Source organism: Candidatus Nitrospira nitrosa, assembly GCF_001458735.1.
In the GTDB taxonomy this organism is placed as follows: Bacteria; Nitrospirota; Nitrospiria; order Nitrospirales; family Nitrospiraceae; genus Nitrospira_D; species Nitrospira_D nitrosa.
This window is the reverse complement of the sequence record NZ_CZQA01000008.1, coordinates 177,400-201,511: the sequence shown is the minus strand read 5'-3', so window position 1 is coordinate 201,511 and position 24,112 is coordinate 177,400. Positions and strand designations below refer to the sequence as shown.

20 protein-coding genes are annotated in these 24,112 nt (G+C 54.2%); 12 read left to right on the top strand and 8 right to left on the bottom strand.

The window, feature by feature from the left end; translation table 11 throughout:
- Positions 1–97: 97 nt before the first annotated feature.
- The 7 genes from arc (at position 98) to COMA1_RS09645 (ending at position 8,197) form a co-directional block, all read left to right on the top strand.
- Complete coding sequence (arc, locus tag COMA1_RS09680) at positions 98–1,867, top strand: proteasome ATPase (protein ID WP_090747563.1); 1,770 nt, start codon at positions 98–100, stop codon at positions 1,865–1,867.
- Between the two features lie 4 nt (positions 1,868–1,871).
- On the top strand, positions 1,872–3,374 hold the full coding sequence (gene dop / locus COMA1_RS09675) for a depupylase/deamidase Dop (protein ID WP_245630976.1): 1,503 nt from the start codon (positions 1,872–1,874) through the stop codon (positions 3,372–3,374).
- Between the two features lie 229 nt (positions 3,375–3,603).
- Positions 3,604–4,419: a proteasome subunit beta gene (prcB, locus tag COMA1_RS09670; protein ID WP_090747560.1), complete on the top strand. Its 816-nt coding sequence runs from the start codon at positions 3,604–3,606 to the stop codon at positions 4,417–4,419.
- A gap of 2 nt (positions 4,420–4,421) precedes the next feature.
- Complete coding sequence (gene prcA, locus COMA1_RS09665; protein WP_090747557.1) at positions 4,422–5,108, top strand: proteasome subunit alpha; 687 nt, start codon at positions 4,422–4,424, stop codon at positions 5,106–5,108.
- A gap of 350 nt (positions 5,109–5,458) precedes the next feature.
- A complete protein-coding gene (pafA, locus tag COMA1_RS09655) occupies positions 5,459–6,835 on the top strand; it encodes a Pup--protein ligase (protein ID WP_090748839.1) in 1,377 nt (458 codons plus the stop codon).
- Positions 6,832–7,827, top strand: coding sequence for a M23 family metallopeptidase (locus tag COMA1_RS09650; protein WP_090747550.1), 996 nt, complete (start codon positions 6,832–6,834; stop codon positions 7,825–7,827). Before pafA ends, COMA1_RS09650 begins: the two co-directional genes overlap by 4 nt.
- Before the next feature lie 106 nt (positions 7,828–7,933).
- Positions 7,934–8,197: a hypothetical protein gene (locus COMA1_RS09645; RefSeq protein ID WP_090747547.1), complete on the top strand. Its 264-nt coding sequence runs from the start codon at positions 7,934–7,936 to the stop codon at positions 8,195–8,197.
- Positions 8,198–9,468: 1,271 nt separating this feature from the next.
- On the opposite strand, the gene COMA1_RS09630 is transcribed toward COMA1_RS09645, so the two are convergent.
- From COMA1_RS09630 to COMA1_RS09620, 3 genes are all read right to left on the bottom strand, one after another.
- A complete protein-coding gene (locus COMA1_RS09630; RefSeq protein ID WP_090747539.1) occupies positions 9,469–9,789 on the bottom strand; it encodes a hypothetical protein in 321 nt (106 codons plus the stop codon).
- A 293-nt stretch (positions 9,790–10,082) separates the two neighbouring features.
- Entirely contained in the window at positions 10,083–11,117 is a 1,035-nt protein-coding gene (locus COMA1_RS09625; protein WP_090747536.1) for an SEL1-like repeat protein, read from the bottom strand.
- A 128-nt stretch (positions 11,118–11,245) separates the two neighbouring features.
- Positions 11,246–11,608: a hypothetical protein gene (locus tag COMA1_RS09620; RefSeq protein WP_090747533.1), complete on the bottom strand. Its 363-nt coding sequence runs from the start codon at positions 11,606–11,608 to the stop codon at positions 11,246–11,248.
- 238 nt (positions 11,609–11,846) lie between these two features.
- Between COMA1_RS09620 and COMA1_RS09615 the strand changes: the two genes are divergently transcribed.
- Positions 11,847–12,614, top strand: coding sequence for a hypothetical protein (locus COMA1_RS09615; RefSeq protein ID WP_090747530.1), 768 nt, complete (start codon positions 11,847–11,849; stop codon positions 12,612–12,614).
- Between the two features lie 76 nt (positions 12,615–12,690).
- On the opposite strand, the gene COMA1_RS09610 is transcribed toward COMA1_RS09615, so the two are convergent.
- The 5 genes from COMA1_RS09610 to galU form a co-directional block, all read right to left on the bottom strand.
- Complete coding sequence (locus COMA1_RS09610; protein WP_090747527.1) at positions 12,691–14,109, bottom strand: HD domain-containing protein; 1,419 nt, start codon at positions 14,107–14,109, stop codon at positions 12,691–12,693.
- Positions 14,110–14,123: 14 nt separating this feature from the next.
- Positions 14,124–14,636 carry a DUF2062 domain-containing protein gene (locus tag COMA1_RS09605; RefSeq protein ID WP_090747523.1) on the bottom strand — a complete coding sequence of 171 codons (513 nt, stop codon included), beginning with the start codon at positions 14,634–14,636 and terminating at the stop codon, positions 14,124–14,126.
- A complete protein-coding gene (gene thiL / locus COMA1_RS09600) occupies positions 14,636–15,679 on the bottom strand; it encodes a thiamine-phosphate kinase (RefSeq protein ID WP_090747520.1) in 1,044 nt (347 codons plus the stop codon). The genes COMA1_RS09605 and thiL overlap by 1 nt, the downstream gene beginning before the upstream one ends.
- Before the next feature lie 9 nt (positions 15,680–15,688).
- A complete protein-coding gene (gene lon / locus COMA1_RS09595; RefSeq protein WP_090747516.1) occupies positions 15,689–18,187 on the bottom strand; it encodes an endopeptidase La in 2,499 nt (832 codons plus the stop codon).
- A gap of 244 nt (positions 18,188–18,431) precedes the next feature.
- Positions 18,432–19,328 carry a UTP--glucose-1-phosphate uridylyltransferase GalU gene (gene galU / locus COMA1_RS09590; RefSeq protein ID WP_176697978.1) on the bottom strand — a complete coding sequence of 299 codons (897 nt, stop codon included), beginning with the start codon at positions 19,326–19,328 and terminating at the stop codon, positions 18,432–18,434.
- 827 nt (positions 19,329–20,155) lie between these two features.
- On the opposite strand from galU, the gene bamA reads away from it, so the two are divergent.
- From bamA to fabZ, 4 genes are read left to right on the top strand one after another with little or no spacing between them, the layout of a single operon-like run.
- A complete protein-coding gene (gene bamA, locus COMA1_RS09585) occupies positions 20,156–22,480 on the top strand; it encodes an outer membrane protein assembly factor BamA (RefSeq protein ID WP_245630974.1) in 2,325 nt (774 codons plus the stop codon).
- A 28-nt stretch (positions 22,481–22,508) separates the two neighbouring features.
- Positions 22,509–23,069 (top strand): OmpH/Skp family outer membrane protein, encoded by a 561-nt coding sequence (locus tag COMA1_RS09580; protein ID WP_176697977.1) that lies wholly within the window; start codon positions 22,509–22,511, stop codon positions 23,067–23,069.
- A 19-nt stretch (positions 23,070–23,088) separates the two neighbouring features.
- Positions 23,089–23,631, top strand: coding sequence for an OmpH/Skp family outer membrane protein (locus tag COMA1_RS09575; protein WP_090747510.1), 543 nt, complete (start codon positions 23,089–23,091; stop codon positions 23,629–23,631).
- 26 nt (positions 23,632–23,657) lie between these two features.
- On the top strand, positions 23,658–24,110 hold the full coding sequence (gene fabZ / locus COMA1_RS09570; RefSeq protein ID WP_090747507.1) for a 3-hydroxyacyl-ACP dehydratase FabZ: 453 nt from the start codon (positions 23,658–23,660) through the stop codon (positions 24,108–24,110).
- The last annotated feature ends 2 nt before the right edge of the window (positions 24,111–24,112 follow it).

Genomic DNA, 24,112 nt, shown 5'->3' with positions numbered 1-24,112 from the left:
TTGGAGTTGACCACCCCTAGGTCGGGTGTTAGAATCCCTCACACCTAACGTACTCTCGCTTAGGCTCGATATGTTGAGCTGATCGTGTCGTCTCACTATGGCGGATAGCAAGAGTCAGCCAAACCGGCTCCGGTCCCTCCGAGATTCTGTCAAGAAGATTACAAAGCGGTTGTCCGACGGGGAGGGGGAGATGATTCACAAGAACAGTGAACAGGCTCGAGAGCTCGACAAACTTCGCGTCCAAATTCAGTCGATGGAAGAAGAGATCCGTCGACTGTATCAATCTCGCTACCAACTCGACCAAGCGACCAAACAAAACGAGAAACTCGTCGCGACGCTCCAAGAGGCCAAGGCTCAGATCGAGGCCCTGCGGGCTGAGGTGGAAAAGCTGACGGCGCCTCCGTCGAGCTACGCCATTTTTTCCAGCCTGAACGAAGACGGAACGGGCAATGTCTATGTATCCGGACGGAAAATGAAGGTGAGCCTTCATCCCTCGATCAAGCGGACCGAGTTGCGGAAGGGACGAGAGGTCGTCCTGAATGAAGCCCTCAATGTGATCGAGGTCAAAGAATTCGAGAGTCAAGGCGAGGTTGTTCGACTCAAGGATGTGCTGGAAGGGGGTCGGGCATTGGTCACACTCCACTTTGACGAGGAGAAGGTGGCCGATCTGGGCGATCCCCTGTTGGCCGAACGGCTGAGCGTGGGAGATCACCTCCTTTACGACGCTCGTTCCGGCTACGTGATTGAAAAGCTTCCCAAGTCCGAAGCGGAAGAGCTGGTGTTGGAAGAAGTCCCGGATGTGGACTATGCGCACATCGGCGGCCTTCAGAAAGAGTTGGAACAAGTTCGTGATGCCGTCGAACTCCCGTTTCTGCATCCACAAGTCTTTGCGGAGTATAAGCTCAGTGCGCCTAAAGGGGTGTTGCTCTATGGGCCGCCTGGTTGCGGAAAGACCCTGATCGCTAAAGCGGTAGCCAACTCGATCGCCAAAAAGCTGGGTGATCGATCCGGGAAAGAGATTCGGAGCTACTTCCTGCATGTCAAAGGCCCTGAACTACTCAATAAGTATGTCGGTGAATCGGAGCGTCAGGTCCGTGAGGTGTTCAAGAAGGCCAAGGAGCGGGCAGAGGATGGGCATCCGGTGATCGTGTTTTTTGATGAAATGGATGCGCTCTTCCGAACCCGTGGGACCGGCGTGTCCTCGGATATTGAATCAACGATCGTTCCCCAATTTCTCTCCGAGATCGACGGCGTCGAACGATTGCGCAATGTCATCGTCATCGGAGCGAGCAATCGTCAGGATTTGATTGACCCGGCTGTGCTGCGTGCGGGGCGATTGGACGTCAAAGTGAAGGTGGGGCGTCCGGATGCTGATGCCGCACGGGACATTTTCTCGAAGTATATCTCGACAGCGCTTCCGTTTGCCGAGGAAGACGTTGCGCGGCATGCAGGGGATCGGCACGCGCTGGTCGAACGCTTGACCGCGATGACTGTCGAAGCTATGTATGCGGCCAGCGAAGAAAATAAGTTCATCGAAGTGACCTATGCCAACGGTGAAAAGGAAGTGCTGTACTTCAAAGACTTCGCCAGTGGCGCGTTGATTGAAGGGATCGTGTCGCGGGCGAAGAAGTTTGCCGTGAAACGGGTGATCGCGAATGAGGGAACCGGGTTGCGATCGGAGGACTTGATCCGTGCCATCCGTGAAGAGTTCAAGGAGCACGAAGATCTTCCGAATACGACCAATCCGGACGATTGGGCCAAGGTGGCCGGCAAGAAGGGTGAGAAGATCATCCATCTACGAACCATCAGCGGTGGACCGACGGAACATCGTCAGATTGAAACGATGAGCACCGGCCACTATCTCTAGCGACATGATGAACGAACAGACTTCCACGAACTCCGCCCGGGTGATTGGTACGGAAACTGAGTTCGGGATTGCCTCGAGAGATGCTTCGGCGATGGATCCGGTGTCCGGGTCCTTTGCCGTGATCGGGCACTATCCGAACCTGGCGGCTCCAACCGCAATCTGGGACTATGAAAACGAGAACCCCCTGGTCGATGCACGTGGGTTTGAGGTCGACGGTGAGCGTGAGCGCCCGAACCCTGACTATAACCGACAGCTGAACAAGGTATTGTCGAACGGCGGACGGTTGTATGTGGACGGGGCTCACCCTGAGTACTCGACGCCCGAGTGTTCCCAGGCACGAGAGATCGTGGCGTTTGAGCGAGTAGGGGAGCGTATTCTGGCTTCATGCCTGCAGACCATGGCCCGCGCGCGAGGCTTTGAAGTTTATACCCTCTATAAGAACAACTCCGACGGCAAGGGCAACAGCTACGGGTACCATGAGAACTATCTAGTCTCGAGGACCGTGTCGTTCGATCGGATTGCGCGTGTGCTGACCCCGTTTCTTGTGACCAGGCCGATCTTTGCCGGGGCGGGAAAAGTCGGCGCTGAAAATCAGACCACCCCAGCGGAGTATCAGATCTCTCAGCGGGCGGACTTTTTTGAGTGTCTCATGGATCTGAACACGATGGTCAAGCGCCCGATCATCAACACGCGCGACGAACCGCATGCGGATGCGGCCAGGTTTCGGAGGCTGCATGTGATTGTGGGCGATGCCAACATGGCGGAGCTCTCCACCTATCTCAAGGTCGGAACCTTGGACATTGTGTTGCATCTGCTGGAGGCTGGTGCCGATTTGCCGCAGATGGAACTTGAAGAGCCGGTTCGGGTGTTCAAACAGGTATCGCGAGACCTGGAAGTCAAGCAGACGGTGAAGTTGGCAGGTGGAAGACCCACGACGGCGCTGGCGGTCCAACGGGCCTACTTGAACGCGGCCAAGGTATTTTATGCCTCGCAAGCACCTGGTCCCGTCATTCAGGATGTGCTGCTCCGTTGGGAAGAGGTTCTCAACAAGCTCGAGCAGGATCCGCGTTTGTTGGTCCATTCATTGGATTGGGTGGCGAAGCGACACTTGATTGAGTCCTACATGGAGAGAAAAGGCTGTGGATGGGACGACCCACGCGTAAAATTAATGGACCTGCAATACCATGACGTGCGTCCTGAAAAAGGGCTTTTCTATACGCTGGAGCGGAGTCAGCTGATCGAGCGGATCGTTGATGAGGAAGAAATCCAACGGGCCGAGTCCCAACCTCCGACGGGCACGCGAGCGTATTTTCGTGGCCGTTGTGTGAGCAAGTTTTCGAAATCCTTGTACGGTGCCAGTTGGACCTCAGTCTTATTCGATGCCGGCGATACCACGATCAAGAAAGTTCCCCTGATGGATCCCCATCGTGGGACACAAGCCTTGACTGGAGCGCTACTGGATTCTTCCGATTCGGTTGATGTGCTTCTCGACAAACTCAAGGTGTGACGAACGGTGGTTTTCGTAAGCTGCCGGAACTTACTTCGACGTAGCCGCAAAGCACAAAAACCATGGAAGGTAGCCAATCAATGAAGATTGCTCACGGGATGGTCAAAAAGGCTGTCCAGCAAGGTCGCAGCGGGCGAAGCCGCGAGGCATACGGTGTCCCGTATGTTGAGCCTCTGAACGACGCGAGCACGAAGCTGGCGGACTTTTTCAACCTCCTGTCAGGGCCACGATGAAGTTACCCCACCTCCCTGACCACGATGGATCGAGTTTCGTGGAGTTCCTGTCCCAACATTATCCGGCCCTGGCGCTCGGAGCCTCAGGGCTCGCCTCGAATTCCGATCAGGCACGAACCGCCGGTACCGTGACGGTGCCCACTGCGACGACTGTGTTGGCGATCAAGTATCAGCAGGGAGTGATCATTGCCGGGGATCGTCGCGCGACGGAAGGATTTCAGATCGCTGATCGCCGGATTGAGAAGGTATTCAAGATCGATGAGTGGTCGGCGATGGCGATCGCGGGGGCGGCCGGTCCCTGTATCGAGATGGCCAAGCTCTTCCAGACTGAGTTGGAGCATTACGAAAAATTGGAAGGTATGCCGCTTTCATGCGAAGGGAAGGCCAATAAGCTTGGCCAGATGGTGAAGGCGAACTTGCCCATGGTGTTTCAGGGGTTGGTCGTGATGCCGCTCTATGTCGGCTATGATCTGAAACGCGGGGAGGGGCGTATTTTCAAGTACGATATCACCGGCGGGCGATACGAAGAATCCGATTACCATGCGATTGGGTCCGGGGGAAAAGACGCTCGCAATACGATGCGGGAACACTTCCAGCGGAATCTTTCCGAGGCGGAGGTGATCAAGCTGGCAGTCTTAGCACTCTACAATGCCGCGGATGACGATGTTGGGACTGGTGGGCCCGACCTCGTGCGAGGGATTTATCCCACCGCGAAGCTAGTGACCGATCAAGGCATCACGGATGTCTCGGAGGACACACTCCGGACGGTCTGTGACGCTGTCATGGCGGCTCGCCGTTCACGGGAGACGTAACTATGCCGATGCCCTACTACGTGTCTCCTGAACAAATGATGCAGGATAAGGCGGAGTACGCCAAGAAGGGGATCGCCAAGGGCCGATCGATCATCGCGATGGAGTACGTCGACGGGATTCTCTTGGCCGCCGACAATCCGAGCGCCTCGCTGCATAAAGTCTCTGAGATCTACGACAATATTGCGTTTGCCGGGGCCGGCAAGTATAGCGAGTTCGAGAATCTTCGGAAGGCCGGCATTCGCCACGCCGATCTCAAAGGGTTCATGTATAGCCGGGAAGACGTGACCGGTCGGTCATTGGCGAATGGGTATTCGCAAAGTCTTGGGACCGTCTTCAGCCAGGAAATGAAACCGCTGGAGGTGGAAATTCTCGTGGTACAGACCGGTACCAACACCCATCCGAATGAAATCTATCGTATCTCCTTTGACGGGAGCATCATCGACGAGAAGAACTTTGCTGTGATTGGGGGACGGGCGGACGTGGTACAGGGTTTTCTGAAGGAGAAAAGCCCCAGTCATGCTCCGAATCTCGACGAGGCCTTACGCCTCTGTGTGACAGCTCTCGATCAAACGGCCAATCAAAAGCTCCAGCCGGAGGGGTTGGAGGTTGCAGTGCTGGACCGCAGTCGGACCGGTCGGAAGTTCCGTCGCCTAGCAGTCAGTGACATTCGAGAGGCGCTCTCCTCATAACAGGATGCTCAAAAAGACCGACAGCGACATTCTCGCGTTGATTTCACATGCGTGAAACATAGCTTGTGAAGCGTCATTTGTTTGCCACGAGGTATGGGAGTGTGGCCTTGGTTGGTGAAAGTCGACTCTTGGCGCGACGGGGTGGGTGGGTGAGAAACAACGCCCTTTTGAGCATCCTGACGGTATTGTGATATCCATCTCCTCTGGAATATTTCAGCTCTCCAGTTGGCATCGGATTGAGTTTCTCTACAGCCTGACAACTTCGGCCGTCCATAATGGTGTCCTTTGTTGAAGATCCCGGCCTGGGCGTATAATCTGAGTGTGGCTTGCGCATGATGACGGTGGGTCCCATGAAACAACGGATTTATGGCCTCGAGAACGAATACGGCCTCATTTTTTCTCCCAATGGCCGGATTTATCTGCCGATGGAAAAAGTCCTGGGATACATCTTTGAAGGACTGATTCCGAACAGCTGGCCGTCGAACGCCTTTTTAGTCAATGGGGCTCGGTTCTACCAAGATACTGGCTGCCATCCGGAGTATTCGACTCCGGAGTGCGACAATATCCTGGATCTTGTTGTGCACGATAAGGCGGGAGAGCGACTCCTGGAAGCCTGTTTGCCTGCCGCAGAGGAGCGGCTCCGTGAGGAAGGGTTGTCCGGGGAGATCTATATTTTCAAGAACAATACGGACTCGTTGGGCAATACGTACGGATGCCACGAAAACTTCCTGATGCGACGGGATGTCGACTTTTGGAAGGTCACCGAACAGTTGATCCCGTTTTTCGTGACCAGACAGATCTTCAGCGGAGCCGGGAAAGTCTTAAAGGTCTCGGGGAAGCCGCAGTACTTTATCTCGCAGCGCGCGCAGCATATCCATGAGAAGACATCGTCGTCGACGACGTCTTCTCGGAGTATCATCAATACCCGCGATGAGCCGCATTCCGATGCGGAACGGTATCGGCGTCTGCATATCATCGTCGGCGATTCGAACATGTCCGAGTATGCGACCTACCTGAAGGTGGGAACCGCCGCGCTGGTCCTGTCGATGATCGAAGAGGGCTATGCGGTTCATGGGATGGAACTCGAAGACTCCGTGAAGGCGATCCGAGAGGTGTCCCGCGATCCCACATTGAAAAAGAAGGTGCGGCTCGATGACGGTCGACAGATGACCGCCATTGAGATTCAACGGGTCTATCTGAGCCGGGCGAAGGACTATCTGGCGCAAGAAACGCATGAGCCAGTTCTTGATGATGTGTGCAATAAGTGGGAAACGGTGTTGCAGCAGTTGGAGGAGGATCCGATGCAGCTGATGCATCAGATCGATTGGGTCACGAAGAAACACCTGATCCAATCCTACGTCGACAAGAAGAATTGCGGGTGGGATGATCCGCGTGTGTTGCTGCTGGATCTTCAGTATCATGATGTGAAGCGGACGAGAGGGTTGTACTATCTCATGGAGACTCGTGGGGTGGTCGAACGAGTTGTGGAGGAAGACGCCGTTCAGCGGGCAATGTCGACCCCTCCGCAAACGACGAGGGCAAAGGTGCGAGGCGACTTCATTCGCTTCGCACGGGCGAAGAATCGATCCTACACGGTAGATTGGACCTATTTGAAACTGAATGGGTACTGGGAGGAAACGATTCTCTGCATGGACCCCTTTAGTGCAACAAATCGACGAGTTGAAGAACTGATTTCCCAAGTTTCCGGAGGCCGATTCTACCGATGAGACCCTTATCTAATCTCTTTCATACAAGGCTCATAAGGCTGGCACTGCTCGCTCTCGTGGTCGGGCTCCTGACGAACCTTGTCGGTGCTCTCTTACCAAGCTCCCTACCGACCGCCCATGGTGCAGAGGGCCGTTATAGCGGAAAACAGGGCCAAGTGCTGGTCGTGAAAGTGCCTGCTGATGATGAATCGGCCACAGTTCAGGGAACGTTTCTTGGTCGCTCCATCCGCTTCTTTCCAGATCCACGACGTGAAGAGCCGAAAGGATTTGTGGGGTTGCTCGGGATTGATCTGCAAGATGAGCCGGGAACGCATGACCTGATTGTTGAGTTGAAGCAGGGGGAACAGAGTCGTACACTCAATTACAACGTGTCGGTTCTCAAAGAGAAGTTTCACATCGAACATCTTACACTGCCCAAAGACAAGGTCGATCTGGACGAGAAGACCCTCGCCCGCTGGAAGACAGAGCAAGAGCAGGTGAAGACGGCCTTGGCGAGTGATTCACAGACACGATTGTGGCAGCCTGGGTTCGTCGAGCCGGTGAATGGGAAACGCACCGGGATTTTCGGCAGCGTCCGAATCATGAACGGCCAACCACGGAATCCGCATAATGGGGAAGACATTGGGGCTCCGCTTGGTACACCGGTCGCAGCCACAAATGATGGCGTGGTGAAGCTCACTGTTGATCATTTTTTCTCCGGTAAGGGTATCTTTCTTGATCATGGATTGGGATTCTACTCGATGTATTTCCATCTGTCCGAGGTGCTGGTCAATGATGGGGAGGTTGTGAAAGCCGGGCAGATCGTGGGGAAGGTCGGCGCCAGTGGTCGAGCGACTGGTCCGCACCTCCATTGGGGTGTGAAACTCAACGGCGCGCGCGTGAACCCTTACGCACTGCTTGATCTCCCTTTCAAAGGCTCCGTACCGTCTGCAACTCAACCCCCTGTGTCGAATACTGAACCGGTTTCCGGTATGGGTTCGCCATCTCCGTAACTTCCATCTTGTTCCGGTCCTTTCCCCCCGAGTGATTTCCGGTTGACCGGAGTCTCACCGCGGGCATACCCTTTGGAACATCATTATTCACAATGAGCCATCCGTCATGCGAACTTTCTTATTCCTGTGCGCGGCAGTCTCCCTTCTCATCTCGGCGCATAAGTTTTCACTGGTCGATGCGAGTGGGCAGTACAAGAGCGCCTTGTTCTTCCTCCTCATCGGCATCCAAATGCTGATCACCGGGGCGCTCATCGGTGGCCATCAAGACGAGCGCGATCTCAAGTCACACACGAAGACTGAGAAGGAAGAGAGGAAAGCAGCCGGGTTCAACCACGTTAAAGAATCGGTGGAGCAGGGAAAGGAGTCGTGAAGGAAGGTGAGATCTGACAAGTAGGAATTAGAAAGTATTGCTCTATGAACCGACTTGTTTGCGTCTGAAGAACTTTTCACAGGTTCTTCTTTCTAGCTTTTAACCTTGTCCCAAGAATCTTCTCGAATTGGCAGAATACTTGATCGATCTTGTTGGATTTTGTCCTGCCTAAGCTGGTCAAAGACAACTGAATTTGACCAGCCTGTAACATCCAACTTGCATTGTCCTCAGACCTAAACCCGAGACAGAATGGGCCACTTTACTCCGGTGTGTTCCCGGTCTTGTGATAGGCTTGAACATGCGAATACTAAGTGACTGCCACCTCCGTGAATATCCTTTGCGAATTAAACTCAAATGAGCTGAATCCTCTGTAAACTGCCGAATTAATCTTTGCAATATTCAAAAAGCTGTCCAGAGGTTAAAAGAGGCAGTAACATAAGCCAGCGTTGGACGACGGTTGGAATTCTGTGGCAGGGCACTTTTTATGACGAACCAAGTATTGATCATTTTGGGACTGTTCGTTGCAGTAATTGCTGGAATCATCGTTTGGTCGGTCCGCCACCACACGCGGGTCATCGGGTATTTGGCTAGCAGTTTAGAAGCTCCACGTATGAGCTGGGGGATTTGGAGCGACCGTTTGCTCAATGGTTGCTGGAGAGGGTTGCCGGTCAGAGTTCGGGCGACGTATACGAACCCGACAACTCTATCCTTAACCGTTCTGTGTCCCACATCGCTGATAGAGCTGGACGCGTGCATGACCCGTTCAGGCAAGATTGAATTTCGTTCAATTCGAAGTGGTGTATTCGTGATCCGAACGATCGCCCGTGTATCTGAGGATGCCATATTCAAACCGAACGAAGAACACGTCAGCGCTGACATCGTGTCGTATTTCAACCAGACCCGTGTGGAGAGCGTGAAAGTTCTGCTTCGCGGGTTGTGTTGGGCTCGTTTCCATAAGAGCAGCAACGGAATTGGAGTATCGATGTCTGGGAGCATTGCCTCAAGTTGGAATCCGGACCAAGCGCGTGATCACATCACAAAAACTCTGACTGAGCTTCAGAGGCTGGTGAGCTGATGCACGTTACTCTGAGCTCTGATGTAAGTCTGTCATCCTGTTGCCCCGCATTTAAATAGTGTGGATAGAAAGTGGCGCATTTATATGGGGAATATACGTGGTCGGATATCGTTATTAACCATACAACATTGGTGCTGGACGGTTATTGTGAGGTGCTTTCAGCAGGCAGGCGGCGTCCTGGAACGCTAAAGTTCTCTCAATACACAATCGCCGGACGTTTCCCTTTGACGATCAGCAGCAGTCGTTTGAATTGCAATGGTTTATCGGGATCACGCGTATAGTGGGTGGGATCTTCAGAGACATCAAGTTCGCTAAGCGGGATGGACAGTTTCTGGCGCATATGGGGCACAGGCGTTTCCAATTCCAGATCGACTAGCTGTTCCGTGCAGTCGGCTACGACGGTGTTGATATCGCCTTGATCGTCAAACTGCACGGTGATCCGCTCTTCCGGATTGATCCACGGTGTAATAAGGGCTAACTTTTCAGTACAGCTTATGAGGGAGGAATCGTCCGGCATGCTTCCATTCTACTCTTCCCGCCCCGGCGAGGTCAGTCGGAAACTCTCGCAGTGACGATCATTCTCGCTTTCGAGGGGGGCGTGTGCGGTTCTTATCGAGATAACGGAGTGATGGAGTATCGATAGATGCTTCCGATAAAGCCATGCAGGGCTTCATCGGTTGGTTCAATGTAAGTATCTTATTCCGGCCAGATACCCAATCATCTGATCAACGGTAAAATGGTCGATTGGAATCATCCAGATAATGTCAGCCATGCAAGGGGCCTTGATCGCCACATAGTTTTTCAATCCTTTCATCGACCTCCTGTTTTCACTAGGGTAAGCCGCTCACATCCCATTTGGTTCTTCAGATCACAGGCCTTTCCGTAATATCTGAGCGCTTCGGCTCGATCCTTCTTCACACCTTCTCCAAACTGATATGCGATCCCAAGACTGGTACAGCCTAGCGCTTCTCCACCGTCACAGGCTTTTCTGAACATATGGGCGGCGTGGCTGAGATCTCGTTTGATGCCAATTCCCTTCACATACATCACTCCAAGGCCAAGGCAGCCTTGGGGGTTCCTGCCGTCGCAGGCTTTCCTGTAGAGGGTCAGAGCGTGAGAGGGATCTTGTGCGACACCGATTCCGTCCGCGTACATCAGACCGAGACTGCCACAGCTACCCAATTCCCCACCATCACAAGCTCTCCGGTAGAACCCTGCCGCTTGCCCGGGGTTTTGTGCAACACCAGTTCCGGTTATATACATCGTACCGAGGTTGGAACAGGTCTCCAGTGCCCCACCTTCGCAAGCTTTACGGTAGAAAGGTTCAGCTTGAGAGGGGGCTTGCGCGACACCGATTCCCTCTGCATACATCCACCCCAAACTGGCGCAACTATTGATGTCCCCGAGGTCACACGCCTTCCTGTAGAAGGTCACAGCTTGAGCGTGGTCTTCTAACACCCCGGTCCCTTTCATATACATTGTGCCTAGATAAGAACAGCCTTGGGGTTCCCCGCCATCACAGGCTTTTCTGTATAAAGCCACAGCTTGAACGGGGTCAGGTCCAGTACCGGTGCCCTGCCCATACATCACGCCAAGATTGACACACCCATGCGGGTCTCCTGTAGCACAGGATTTTCTGAATAGGTCTGAGGCGTGAGCGATATCTTGCTTTACTCCATCCCCTTTCCAATACCTCCATCCGAGGGAATCACACGCAGCCGCATTGCCTTTGTCGCACGCAGCTTTCAATTGCTGTGGGGAATCTGCCGCAAGAGCAGGAATCGAGTCTGCTGCGGACAGTACTGCCATGATGACAACGGCGTGAAACAGTGAACGAGGAACCATAATGAAATCTCCTAATCAAAGAGAAGAAAAGCATTTCTTTCTCAGAGGCTTTAACATCAGCGGATAATCGGCAAGCGGTCCCCCGATAGAACCTGTATTGCCTGATGGGCGATGGCTGTGCGCGCTCTTTATTCAGGCGAGTTACCTAATTCTCCGATCAACGGCATGAGGCTCTCTTCACCTGGTCCTTTCCCTTCCTTCGAGCCTTCGCTGATGTCGTGGAGCAACTGACCTGCCTCCGGGTTCATTTGCCTGAGCGTTTCCCCCAGCTGACCCGACATCATGTCTCGCTTGATCTCATCGTCCGTGAGTTGTCCTTCCTTGATGCCTTGCTGGAGGATTTGGGCCAACGATTGGACCTTTGCCAGCATGTCCGGAGACATCCCTTGGAGGATCTTGGCGGCTTCCTGCTGACCCTGGGCATAGGTTGGAACGACGAACCAGAGTGAGAGCCCCCAAACGGCAATCAGACGCTTCACAGGAACCACCATAGCGGTGTCCCTTTCTTTTGCGCGCGTACATCCTCGTTAACTGAGCGATTACGCATGTTCTATGCCATTGTCCATCAGAGGCCAAGCCCCTGACTCAAAGGAACAGAAGGGGATCAAGTGTGCTGCCGAAGTGACCGATACAGTCTTGTATGTGTGGAGAATACGAGGATTTTTTGCGATCCACATCGGACAATCCAGGTTGTCGTTAGTCTCACACAACAAATAGGGGAGCGTGCTGATGTTTGACGGGTTTGAATTTCCGGACGTGACGATCTATGCGGTGGCCATTCTTGTCCTCCTGGTTCTCTGGCAGTACTATCAACTGCAAATTCTGTCCGGGCGTATCCTGGCCGTGGATATCTTTGATCGCTCCGGCACTCGAATGTATATCTATGTTGCGCCTGATGCCGATCATGTTTGCGAGGTCTGTGAGGCTGCGCACGGCCGTGTGTTCTTACCCTCTCACGTTGCGAAGAAACATTTTTCTCCTCTCATCGGGGAATGTACCAGGCCGACACCCTGCAACGGAGTTCTACTCGGTCTGTACGGCGCGTGGCTGGAGGCCAGAGGCGTGTTGGAAAACCTGCGTAAGAACGTCAAGAAGGGCGGCATTCAACTCTCCGCCGAAGAAGTCCGTGCTTTGGTGAACGGGCAGTGGGAACGTTGTATCAGCGCAGAAACGGATCGAGTATCAATCTATTTGATCGAGGCCATGGTGTCTGAACGAAGCAGTCCGGAAGTCTCGATCGAAGGCTATCGTTATGTGGTCAATGAGGCGAAAGAAGTGCGACACCTCATGCTGCTTGTTCCCGCGTATCTCCGGCTCGTGCAACTCTTGCTTCAGGCAGGAGAGGAGGCGGAAGCGCTTGAGGTCATCGAACAGTTCGAGCGCCGCTTCCCACGGTCGAAGCGCGGCTCGCATTTCCCATTAGAGCCTCAGCGGGACTTCATGACCAGCAAGAAATCCCACTTGATGAAGAGTCTCCCGCTCAAGATGTCGGCCTAGTGACAGGTGTCTCCCGTCATATCCGTTCTCCGTCCCCGCGGCCTGCGTTCAGCCCCCACGAGTCCATAAACAGCGTTCAGTAGTGTGACTCCAGACTTGTCGGTCTTTTATTCAGCACCGTCGCGGCGGCTTGCGAGAGGGCGGCGTCGTGGGTATGGTCTGTCGAGTAAATCCGAAACTGGACCAGTCTCGTAGGCAGTAGATCTAAGCATTCTTCCAATAGCTCAGTTGAAACCTGGCCTGTGCCAGGATCATAGACGTAGAGGGGATTGCCCCGTGAATCCTTCGGGTCCGGCCGTGGATCCAACAGGGCCATGTCCACCCGAAACGGATATCGCTTCAAACGAGTCGGAAGTTCCTTGATAATTTGCTGCTCAAAGTGTCGATGGTTGGGGAAGGCCATACCGCGCTCCTGTCCCTTTTCTTTCAAGGTCGTACTGTAGGCCATCTTCCATTTGACGTCACGGTTGAAGATCCTCGTCCACTCCTGTCCCAAATGACGACGGGATTTGTTGCGGCTCTGTGTCCATGCTCGGACCTCTTCCAGGAGCGACCAATCCGTGAGCGTTTGGTAGCCACTCATATTCTTTCGCGGATCACGGGGAGAGATGAGCTTCATCGTGTCTCCGAAAATATCGCGAAGATGAATGTCGATGGCTCTGGTTGTGCGATGGAAATACACATTCGAATAAAGATACATCCGGGTGTTGAGGAACATCTGGAGCGCGGGAAGGCCGGTCTTATGAATGGTGAATCCCTTCTCCGTCACGATGGTGTAATGAATCAACCGCGTGAGATCGACCGGTCCCACCGCGACGCCGCACATATAGGAGTCCCGTAAAACGTAATCCAGATTGTCCCCGGTGTAGCTTCCGGAGATGACGGGTTGGAGCATGTTCAACCAGCGAGGGAGCCGGGAGTTGTCCTTGCCCTTTTCTTTGAGGATCAGATGGGCGATCTGGTCCGGGTCCAATTCCTCACCTTTGGCGAAGGGTCCGGAGGGACTGCGGCGGATCTTTTTGATGAAGGGGGCGAGATGGTCGCGGATGATAATTTGTCCCAATCGTTCATGGGTCAAGCCGAATCCATGGAGGAAATTGTCGTCGAAGAAATGGCAGAACGGACCGTGTCCGATGTCGTGCACCAACGCGGTGATTCGCAAGAGCTCCTCAACATAATTGGCCGACGGCACGTCGTTGACGGTATTTTTCAGAAAGGGGTACAAGTGTCGGGCAAATCGTCCTGCCACATGCATCGTCCCTAAGGAATGGACGAATCTGGTGTGTTCGGCGGACGGATAGACCCATCGGGCACTTTGTAACTGATAGATGTACCGCAGTCGCTGAACCCAAGGGGAATCGATCAGGTCCTTCTCAGTATGTTCGTGTGGGTCGGGGTTCGCGAAGGGAACGGTAAAGGTGACGTACTTGTGAATCGGGTCGGCGATGAGTGCGGAACCATCAAAGGGGGCATCAGGACGGTCTACTGATTCCATAGCTAATGAATATCTTAGCCCACCCGGTTTGAGGGCGGCAATGGTTTAGCCCCATCGGAGGCCGACTCAGGCCGATATTTCGCAATAAAGAAATACGCGGCGGGGTATGAAACCAAAGTGCCGAGTACACTGAGGATGAGGCCTCCCAGCACAAATGGGCCGGCATAGGGGAGGACTTGGTCATAGATGCCGCTGAAGCTCAAGTCGTGCCAGTCGAAGGTCGGTGTATCGGTTCGTCCTAGCAAGAAGGCTCCGGTCCAATACGTCGCGCCTAGGATCGGAATGATGGTCCAGGGATTGTTGATCAGCGCTCCAGCAAACAACGCGACAAAGTTGAGACCGAACAGCCAAGTGCACAGCGCCACCATGGCCGTATGCAGGCCATACGCCGGCGAAAACGCGATAAAGACCCCCAAGGCGAAGGCCAAGGCCGTGCGGCGCGGGGATTCTTGTAGATGAAGGACTTGGCGTAAGAGTGCGCGAAACGATCGGCCCCCTTTCACTGGCTGTGTGTTGAGTTCGGACATCAGTGAAAATGCTCGTAGCTGGTGACCGGTAACGGTTGTCTTTGTCCGCCGGATGACATCTGCATTCTAAATCGCTTCGGGCGAATCGTGCCGATACAGGTGACGCGATAGCCGCGGGCTCGGGCTTGCCGTTCAATCTTACTTCGGCAGTCTGGCGCGGCGGTGAAGAGCAGTTCATAGTCCTCGCCTCCGCTGAGCGCGAGCTGAACCGGGGAGCGGCCAGCTGCTTTGCCGTAGGCCCGGCAGGCTGCCGAGATCGGGAGTTTCTCGAGTTCTACTTCGGCGCCGACCTGACTCGCTTCACACAAGTGACGAAGATCTCCCGATAGACCATCGGAGATATCAATGGCGGAAGAGGCCAGCCGCTCCTGATTCAGCCATTGCCCTTCGGCCACTCTCGCTGTTGGGCGGAAGTGGCGGTTGATCAGAAATCGTTGGTGTAAGGCGGAGAGGGCGATCCTGCTCTTGCTTGAACGTTGAGCCTTATGGAGCGGCATCAAGAGGCGAAGACCGGCGAGAGAATCCCCGAGTGTACCGGTGACGTAGATCAGGTCATCGACTTGAGCCCCGTGACGAAAGAGGGCCTGCCGTGTGGGGGTGGTTCCGATGAGCGTGATGCTGAGAAAAAGCCCAGCCTTGGAGGCGGAGGTATCACCACCGATGAGCGCCACGCGAGCACGACGGCATGCGTTCATCAGACCGCTGTAGAGCTTGAAGATGTGCGCTGACGCCAGCGTCTTTGGAATGGCAAGAGAGATGAGCAAATAGCGAGGGGTGGCCCCCATGGCGGCGAGATCGCTGAGGTTGGCCATGGCGGCCCGATACCCGACGGACTCCGGGGCTGCAGACTTAAAATTGAAATGGATGCCTTCCGCGAGCAGGTCCGTTGTGACGTGCCACCAGGTCTGTGATGTCGGTTCAACGACCGCGGCATCGTCACCGATGCCCTGGATGAGGTTCGGCGCGCGGCGAGCGAACCGGTGCGCGAGGCCTCGGATCAGAGGGAATTCCTGAATGGCCGGCTTGGCCTTGCGATTGGCCACAAGGCGATCCTATGAACGCGCCGGGACCCGGTCGGTCATCACGGTGGCTGGTAGTTCGTGAGACAGCCGCCCCTTGCCTGACCGTAGAGGACGGATGCGGGCTGGTGCTGGAGAGGCTGGTTGTTTTTTTGAAGTTGGCGGCGTCTTCCCCCGTCGACGGAGTGCGATCTTGATGACGTCGTCCATCGTATCGACAAAAGCCAGCTGAATGCCTTTCAGAAGGTGTTTGGGAATTTCTTCGAGATCCTTCTTGTTCCGGCGAGGCAGGATGACGGTCGTTAGCTTGGCCCGTTTGGCCGCCAGGATCTTTTCTTTCAATCCGCCGATGGGAAGGACACGGCCGCGCAAGGTGATCTCTCCCGTCATGGCCAGGTCACGCCTTGTGGGAATACCAGAGAACGCCGAGGCAATTGCCGTGGCCATCGTGATGCCGGCGGAGGGCCCGTCTTTGGGGATGGCCCCGGCTGGGACGTGGATATGCAGGTCTTGCTTACTGAACACGCTGGGATCGATGTTCAAGCTTTTCTCTCTCGAACGGACATAGCTGAGGGCTGCTTGGGCGGACTCTTTCATCACATCCCCGAGGTGTCCCGTAAGGGTCAATTGGCCCTTGCCCTTCATGACGGTTGCCTCGATGTACAGCACATCGCCGCCCGCCTCGGTCCAGGCCAGACCGGTGGCGACGCCGGTCTCGTCTTGTTCAAGCTCAGCTTCCGGAACGTATTTTGAGACTCCGAGGTATTTATTCAGATTTGATGGATCAATGGAGAATCCCTGTCCCTTGCCCTCGGCCACTTTCTTGGCGACCTTACGCATGACGTTTGCGATCTCGCGCTCAAGATTTCTGACTCCGGCTTCTCTCGTATAGTGCGAGATGATTTGTCTGATGGCAGGTTCCGAGAGCTGCACATGTTTGTTCGTGATGCCGTGTTCGTCGAGTTGGCGAGGAATTAAGTAGCGCTGGGCGATGCCGAGTTTCTCCTCCTCCGTATATCCTGGGATTTCGATGATCTCCATTCGGTCGCGTAGTGCAGGCAGAATCGGATCGATCAAATTGGCTGTGGTGATGAACATCACTTCGGTGAGGTCGAATGGGACCCCGAGGTAATGGTCGGTGAAGGCCGTGTTCTGTTCGGGGTCGAGCACTTCCAGTAAGGCGGCAGAAGGATCGCCTCTAAAATCCATTCCCACCTTATCCACCTCGTCCAGCATGAATACGGGATTACTGGTGCCCGCCTGCTTCATGCCCTGGATGATACGTCCGGGCAATGCTCCGACGTAGGTGCGGCGATGGCCGCGGATTTCCGCCTCGTCCCGCACACCGCCCAAACTGATCCGCACGAATTCGCGACCTAAGGCCTTGGCAATGGATTTGCCCAACGAAGTTTTGCCGACTCCGGGCGGACCGACGAAGCACAAGATCGGTCCCTTCATTTTTTCCTTCAGCTTTCGAACCGCCAGATATTCCAGAATCCGTTCTTTGACCTTTTCAAGATCGTAGTGATCGGCGTTCAGCACCTTGGCCGCGGCTTTCAATTCAAGATTGTCCTTCGACCGCTTCGACCAGGGTAGCTCGACCATCCATTCCAGATAGGTCCGGACGGTGGCGGACTCAGCGGTGTCTGGATGCATTTTTTCAAGGCGCTTAAGCTGTTTTTCCGCTTCTTTCAACACCTTCTCGGGCATCTTGGCGTCTTTGATGCGTTTGCGGAATTCCGTGACCTCTTCCGCTCGTTCGTCCAGTTCGCCCAACTCTTTCTGAATCGCCTTCAGCTGTTCCCGGAGAAAGTATTCACGCTGTGTTTTGTCCATCTCACCTTTGGCTTGCGCCTGGATCTTCTGCTGCATGGAGAGGACTTCAATTTCTTTCCCGAGAATGTCGCTGACCTGGCGAAGTCGTCGGATAGGGTCGGCAATTTCTAAGACGGCTTGGGTTATGTCGACTTTGAGGCCAAGATTGGAGGCGACCATGTCGGCTAAGCGCCCAGGTTCCTCAAGATTTTCGATGACGACCATGACATCAGGGATCAGGACTTTGCCTAAACTGACGATCCGCTCGATCTGTTCCTTGACGGTCCTCATCACGGCTTCGGCTTCCAGTGGTGTGGCCGTTGGTTTCGTGTCGGGAACTTTGTCGATTCGAACGGAGTAGTACGGATCGGTTTGGATGTACTTGTTGATCTTGGCTTTCGCGATGCCTTGGACCAAGATTTTGATGCGTTCATCCGGCAACTTCAGCATCCGCATGATGATGCCGGCGGTCCCAACGGTGTGGATGTCCTTGGGGGCTGGGTTCTCGACGTCCAACGCTTTTTGCGTGGCCAGAAAAATCATTCGGTTGCCCGCCAAGGCTGCTTCGATCGCCTTGATCGACATGTCGCGTCCAACGAACAATGGAAGGACCATGTACGGAAAGACGACAATGTCTCGGACCGGCAACATCGGGAGCTGGCTGGGAACCTCAATGTTTTGGGGAGGCTGGATATCCTGCTCGTTTAGGTCGGTCATATCTATAGGCCTGTTCTGTTTATCGACAGATGGAACTTCGGTTCAATGAACCAGAAGACTGTTACCACTCGCGCATGATGGAACGATCCGCTCCTTCACATTGTAGTACGTAACGTTCAGAAAGAAGAGTCACTTGAGCTTGCGCGATGTGCTGAGCGAACACTCCGATCACGGTCCAGTTTCGTGCAGAAGCCTGCGTTACCTGGGTCCTTGTGACGGACTCCCCACATCATGACCGATAGGATCATCCGCGACGACTAGTCGATGTGGTGTGCGTTCTGGTCGAGAGGTAGTCGCGGAATTCTGCCCCCAATGTCGGGTTCTTTAAGGCAAACTCCACGGTGGCGATCAAAAATCCCAGCTTGTCTCCAGCGTCGTGACGCTGGCCCTCGACCTCAATCGCATACATCGGAGATTTTTTTGCCAGTGTCTTGAGTGCATCGGTCAACTGAATTTCTCCGTTCTTTCCCGGGGCTGTTTTTCTCAGGATGGGAAAGATTTCCGGAGGAAGCACATAGCGGCCGATCACAGCGAGCGTAGAAGGCGCATCGGCGGGCGATGGTTTCTCAACCAAATCCTCGACGCGATGCAACCCGTGAGAGAGGCGTTTCGGTGTGACGATGCCATATCGACTGACATCCGCCTTCGGAACATCCTGGACTCCAAGAACTGCCCCGTGTCGTTTCTTATAGACGTGGATCAATTGAGCAAGTCCCGGCACGTCGGCGTCGATGATTTCGTCCCCCAGAATCACAGCGAATGGCTCGTCGCCGATCAGGTGTTGGGCACACAAGACAGCATGCCCCAAACCCAATGCCTCTGACTGGCGGACATAGCAGAAGTTCGCAAGGTTCGAAATCTGTCGAATCTGATGAAGGACTTGGCTTTTTCCGGTTCCCTTTAAATTTTCTTCCAACTCGACGGAACGATCAAAATGATCTTCGATGGCACGCTTGCCGCGCCCTGTGATCACGATGATATCTTCGATGCCGGAGGCCACCGCTTCTTCAACCGTATATTGAATGAGCGGCTTGTCGACCAGAGGCAACATCTCCTTGGGAGAGGCTTTGGTCGCGGGAAGGAAACGAGTGCCCAGACCAGCTGCAGGGATCACGGCTTTTCTGACTGCCAGACGAGACATGTGAGGATAGTATGTGATGGATTGAGCGAAGTCAAGAAACAGACGAACTGATTGCAGGGAATGTCAATTGAGTGGATGGACTACACGATGATTGTCGGGGCCTTTGTCTGGAGACTGTGACGGTCCTATTTCTAGCCTCTCTGATCTTCAGGCGATTCTCATGCAACCGCTGATTAAGTCGCTGTATAGAGTATCTATCGCTCATCGTTCGCCATTCGTGAAAATTCAGGGCCGTGTGCCCGCCGAACGGTGAACCGTGAAGCGTCGGTCGTTTTGAAATTCGGACGTTTCATGCGTCACGTACGATGCCCCAGGGGATAGCGGCTTAGGCAGTTTTGTCACCAATCGTCACGAAGCAGGCAGGCTTGTGCGGTCTTAGGATTATGGCCCGCTGTTCTACAACGTTCCGTCATGAGTTGTTAGGTCAAGTAGTTCCAATCAGCCATTCGCGCGCTGGTGGTGGGCTGTAGAGCGAGCAAGTGGGCTCAACTCGCATGGGGCGCAATTCAGTGCGGTGTGTGCTTTGATCGATGAGGAGCGCAGGACGCTGGTGAATCTCAAAGTGAAGGTCAGATCGCTGCTTTACAATGTGTGGCAACCTCAATATAATCCGGGAGTTTTGCGAGCCCGTGCGTCGTCAAGACGCGTACTTGAGAGCTGTCTCGAGCCATGGATCTGCTGTGAGTACACTGCCGGCTAAGGACTGGTCTATTGTCTGTGCGTGATCACAGACAGCTGGGTTTGCTACGTAAGGATAGTGTGAGATCAACTATGATGATGTCGCCTCTACCGTCCACCTCCGTCTTGCATCAGAGGAATCCTCATTGGTGACCGGGCATGCCGTCCACAGATCTCGATTACTGATGGTTCTGGCACTGGTGGCTTCCGTCTTTTGGGGTGGGCTTGATAGTTATGGGCAGGGGGTCGAGCCAAAGGTGACCTCGATCGACATCCGGGGCGCTAAACGGATTGAGGCATCGGCTATTGTTGGTCGTCTTACTCTCAAGCCAGACGATCCGTATTCATCGGAACATGTGCGTGGACAGATTCGGATTCTGTACGACACGGGATTTTTCGAGGATGTGCAGGTGGAAACTGAGTCGGTTCCGGCCGGTATGGCGGTGACGTTCGTTGTGCGGGAAAAACCTTTCATCAGTGAGGTCGTCTTTGACGGAAACGAGCATCTGAGTGACGAGAAGTTGAAGGAAAAAACGACGATCAAGAGCCAGACGTTTCTCGATCAGCAACAGGTGAAGGAAAGTGCCGAGCGGCTGCGTCTCGCCTACCAGCAGGACGGATACTATAGTGCGCAGGTCACGCCGGTGATTCAGGCGATCGATGACGATCGAATGCGCCTGCTCTTTCACGTGACAGAAGGAGAGAAAGCACGGGTCAAAACGGTGATTTTTGAGGGGCTTACTGGGACCAGTAAGGCAGAGCTGCTCAGTGTGATGGCGACCAGAGAGTGGATCCCGTGGTATGGCGTCTTCACGAAACTGAAACTCCCCTCTTTCTTCTCTGATGCCGGTCTGCTGAAACGTGAGGAGATGGACAACGACGTGGAGCGGATCAGGGAGGTGTTGCTCAACAAGGGATATTTCAATGCTCGAGTCGGTCAGCCATCGGTTGAGCTGACCGAAGACAAAAAATGGTTTATTGTCAGCTATCCCGTCTCCGAGGGAGAACCGTTTACAGTCAGTGAAGTCGGGTTTCGAGGGTATACGGTGTTCGATGACCCTGAGCTTCGTCAAGGGTTGAAGATCAAAGATGGGGAAATCTTTCAACGAGCCAAAATCCGGGATGAGATCACACGGCTGACGGACCTGTATGGGAGTAAGGGATATTCCTTCGCCGAGGTGGTTCCCAGCGTCAATCCGAACAATGAGGAACGAACTGTCGCGATCATCTTCAGTCTTAAAGAAGGCGAGATGATGCGGATCCGACAGATCAATATCCACGGAAACGACAAGACGCGCGATAACGTGATTCGACGAGAAATACGAGTCGATGAGCAAGATGTGATCGATACCGCCTCGCTGAAACGGAGTTTTCAGCGATTGAACAACCTGAACTTCTTCGAGACGGTCGAGATTTTGCCGAATCAGGTTGCGCCGGATAAGGTGGATCTGAATGTGCGCGTGAAGGAAAAGCCGACCGGCATGTTTAGTCTCGGCGGAGGCTTTAGCACCCTCGATCGACTTGTGGCGATCGCCGACATTACGCAAGGGAATTTGGGTGGGTATGGGTATCTCGGTCGCATCCGCGGGCAGTTGGGACAGCGCCGAAGTCTCGGGTCCATTACCTTCCGCAATCCCTACCTCTATGATTCGTTGACGTCGCTCCAGGTGGATGGTTATCGGAGTATGACGAATTATCTTTCCTATTTTGAAGAGCGAACCGGTGGAAATGTCACGCTGGGTCGATGGTTGTCGGAGTACGTCACCGGCAGTGTCAGCATGTTTGGAGAGCAAATCACATTCCGAGATCCTCAGCTCGGTGTCTGCCCGGATCTAGTGCCGATTGTCTGTCGCCAGTTGGGAACACAGTCGTCGACGGGATTTCGTTTTGCGCTCTTTCGGGATACGAGAGACTACTACCTTGACCCTCGGACTGGTTGGCGGATCGGCGGTGGGTTTGATATCGGGACGCCGCTGATGGGTGGGACCAATAATTTCATTAAGTACCATGTCGATGTGATCAAGGTCACTCCGCTGCCGTTCGACATGCGAGTGTCGCTGCGGGCTCGCTACGGAGAGGTCCAGGCGATGGGTGGCTCGACGCGGATTCCACTCAGTGAACGATTCTTCGTGGGCGGGATCAATACCATGCGCGGATTTGCGTTCGGACGAGCCGGTCCCGTCGTTCCGACGACTCGTGCGCCCTTCGGTGCGGCCAAACAGTTGATTTTCAGCAGCGAGTTGATCTTCACGATTTCGGCGGAAGCCAAATTGAACGGTGTCATTTTTTTCGACTATGGCAAAGGGTTTGATGACGATGAGCCGTTGTCGATCAATTTGCGGCCCGCTGCGGGTCTTGAGGGTCGATGGATCTCTCCCTTCGGCCCCTTGCGAGTGGCTTACGGAATCAATCTCGACGCGAAAACCGGTGAGCGAGCCGGCGTGTTCGAGTTCACGATCGGAACCTTGTTCTAAAGGGAGTGTTGTTGTGAGGGAGTTGAGTGTGCATAGGACGTGGTCACGGTACTCGGTATGGCGGCTTGGGTGGATATCGGGAGTATTGGGTATCGTGTTGCTTGTCGGTGGATGTGCGGGTTCGGGAGTCAAGTTTGAGAGCAAGGTAGGGGTGATCAACGCTCAGCGTCTCCTGAACGAAACCAACGCGGGGAAGCGGGCGAAGGATATTCTAGCCTCCTTCTCCAAGAACCGACAGGCCTTGATGGAGTCGGAGGAGAGGGAGTTGCGGCGGATGGAGGAGGATTTCGCACGACAAGCGTCCGTCCTGAGTCCCACGGCGAAACGGGAGCGTGAGGAACAATTTCGTCGACGCATGCAGGAGTATCAACAAAAGGCCGCGGAGTTGAATCGCGAAGTTCAAGAAAAGCAGAAGGATGTCCTGGAAGGGTTTCGTGACAAGGTCGAAGCGGTGGTCGCCAAGGTCGCAAAGAGTTTGAGCGTGCAGGTGGTGGTTGATAAGAGCAAGGGGGGGGCAACCATCTATCATGAAGAGGGGTTGGATATTTCAAACCAAGTGATCGAAGCGTTTAACCGCGAATATCCATAGTGTCTGCGGGAGGTAGGTCATGATGAATCGTACCAAAATGATCGTGGTGGCTGTTCTGTGGTCTGTGGCTCAATGGGCGGCGCCTCTTTATGCGGGAGATCCGCTTAAGGTGGGGGTGATGGATCAACAGCTCGTCTTTGAGCGGAGTAAGGCGGGGAAGGCGGCGTTGGAAGATATGGCGGGCTATGCCCAGACCAGACAGAAGATTATCAATTCTGACGAGCAGGAACTCAAGGAATTACAGCAATCGCTGGAAGACCCGAACGCCAAGCTCGCCGATGCTGTCCGGCAAGAGAAGGAAGAACAGTTGAGGGGCAAGGTGGAGGCCTATCAGCATCGGGTGCAAGAGTTCAATCGTGAGGTTCAGCAGAAGCGAGGTGAAATGGTCGCGGAATATTCAAAAAAGATTGCGGCCGCTGCGCAAGCCGTCGCTCAAAGAGAAGGCTATGCGGCCATTCTCGACAAGGGTAATGATTCGGTGCTTCGCGTCGTGCTCTATCATCGGGCTGCATTGGATGTGACGGAATTGGTCGTCAAAGAATTTGATCGGCAAAACCCTTAGGTCAAGGACAGAGAGGAGGCAGGGCAATGGCATCGGTCGAGCAGGCTGAAATTCAAGCATTACTTCCCCACCGGTACCCCTTCCTATTGGTGGATCGGGTCAAAGAGTTTGAGCCACATAAGCGAATCATCGGGATCAAGAATGTCACGATCAATGAGCCGTTTTTTCAAGGTCATTTTCCAGGGCGCCCGGTCATGCCGGGGGTGCTGTTGATCGAGGCCATGGCGCAGGTGGGAGGGGTGCTGGTGTTCAAGTCGGGAGGGACGGTCGGTAAAACCATCATGTATTTGACGGGAGTTGAAGAAGCAAAATTCAGGAAACCGGTCGTGCCGGGTGATCAGCTTCGGTTAGAGATCGATGTGCTCAAGAAGCGTCCGCCGTTCTGGAAGATGCAGGGGAAGGCATTCGTCGACAATGAGGTGGTGTGCGAGGCTGTGGTCACGGCGATGGTGATGGACGAAAAGGCCGAAACGCAATAATC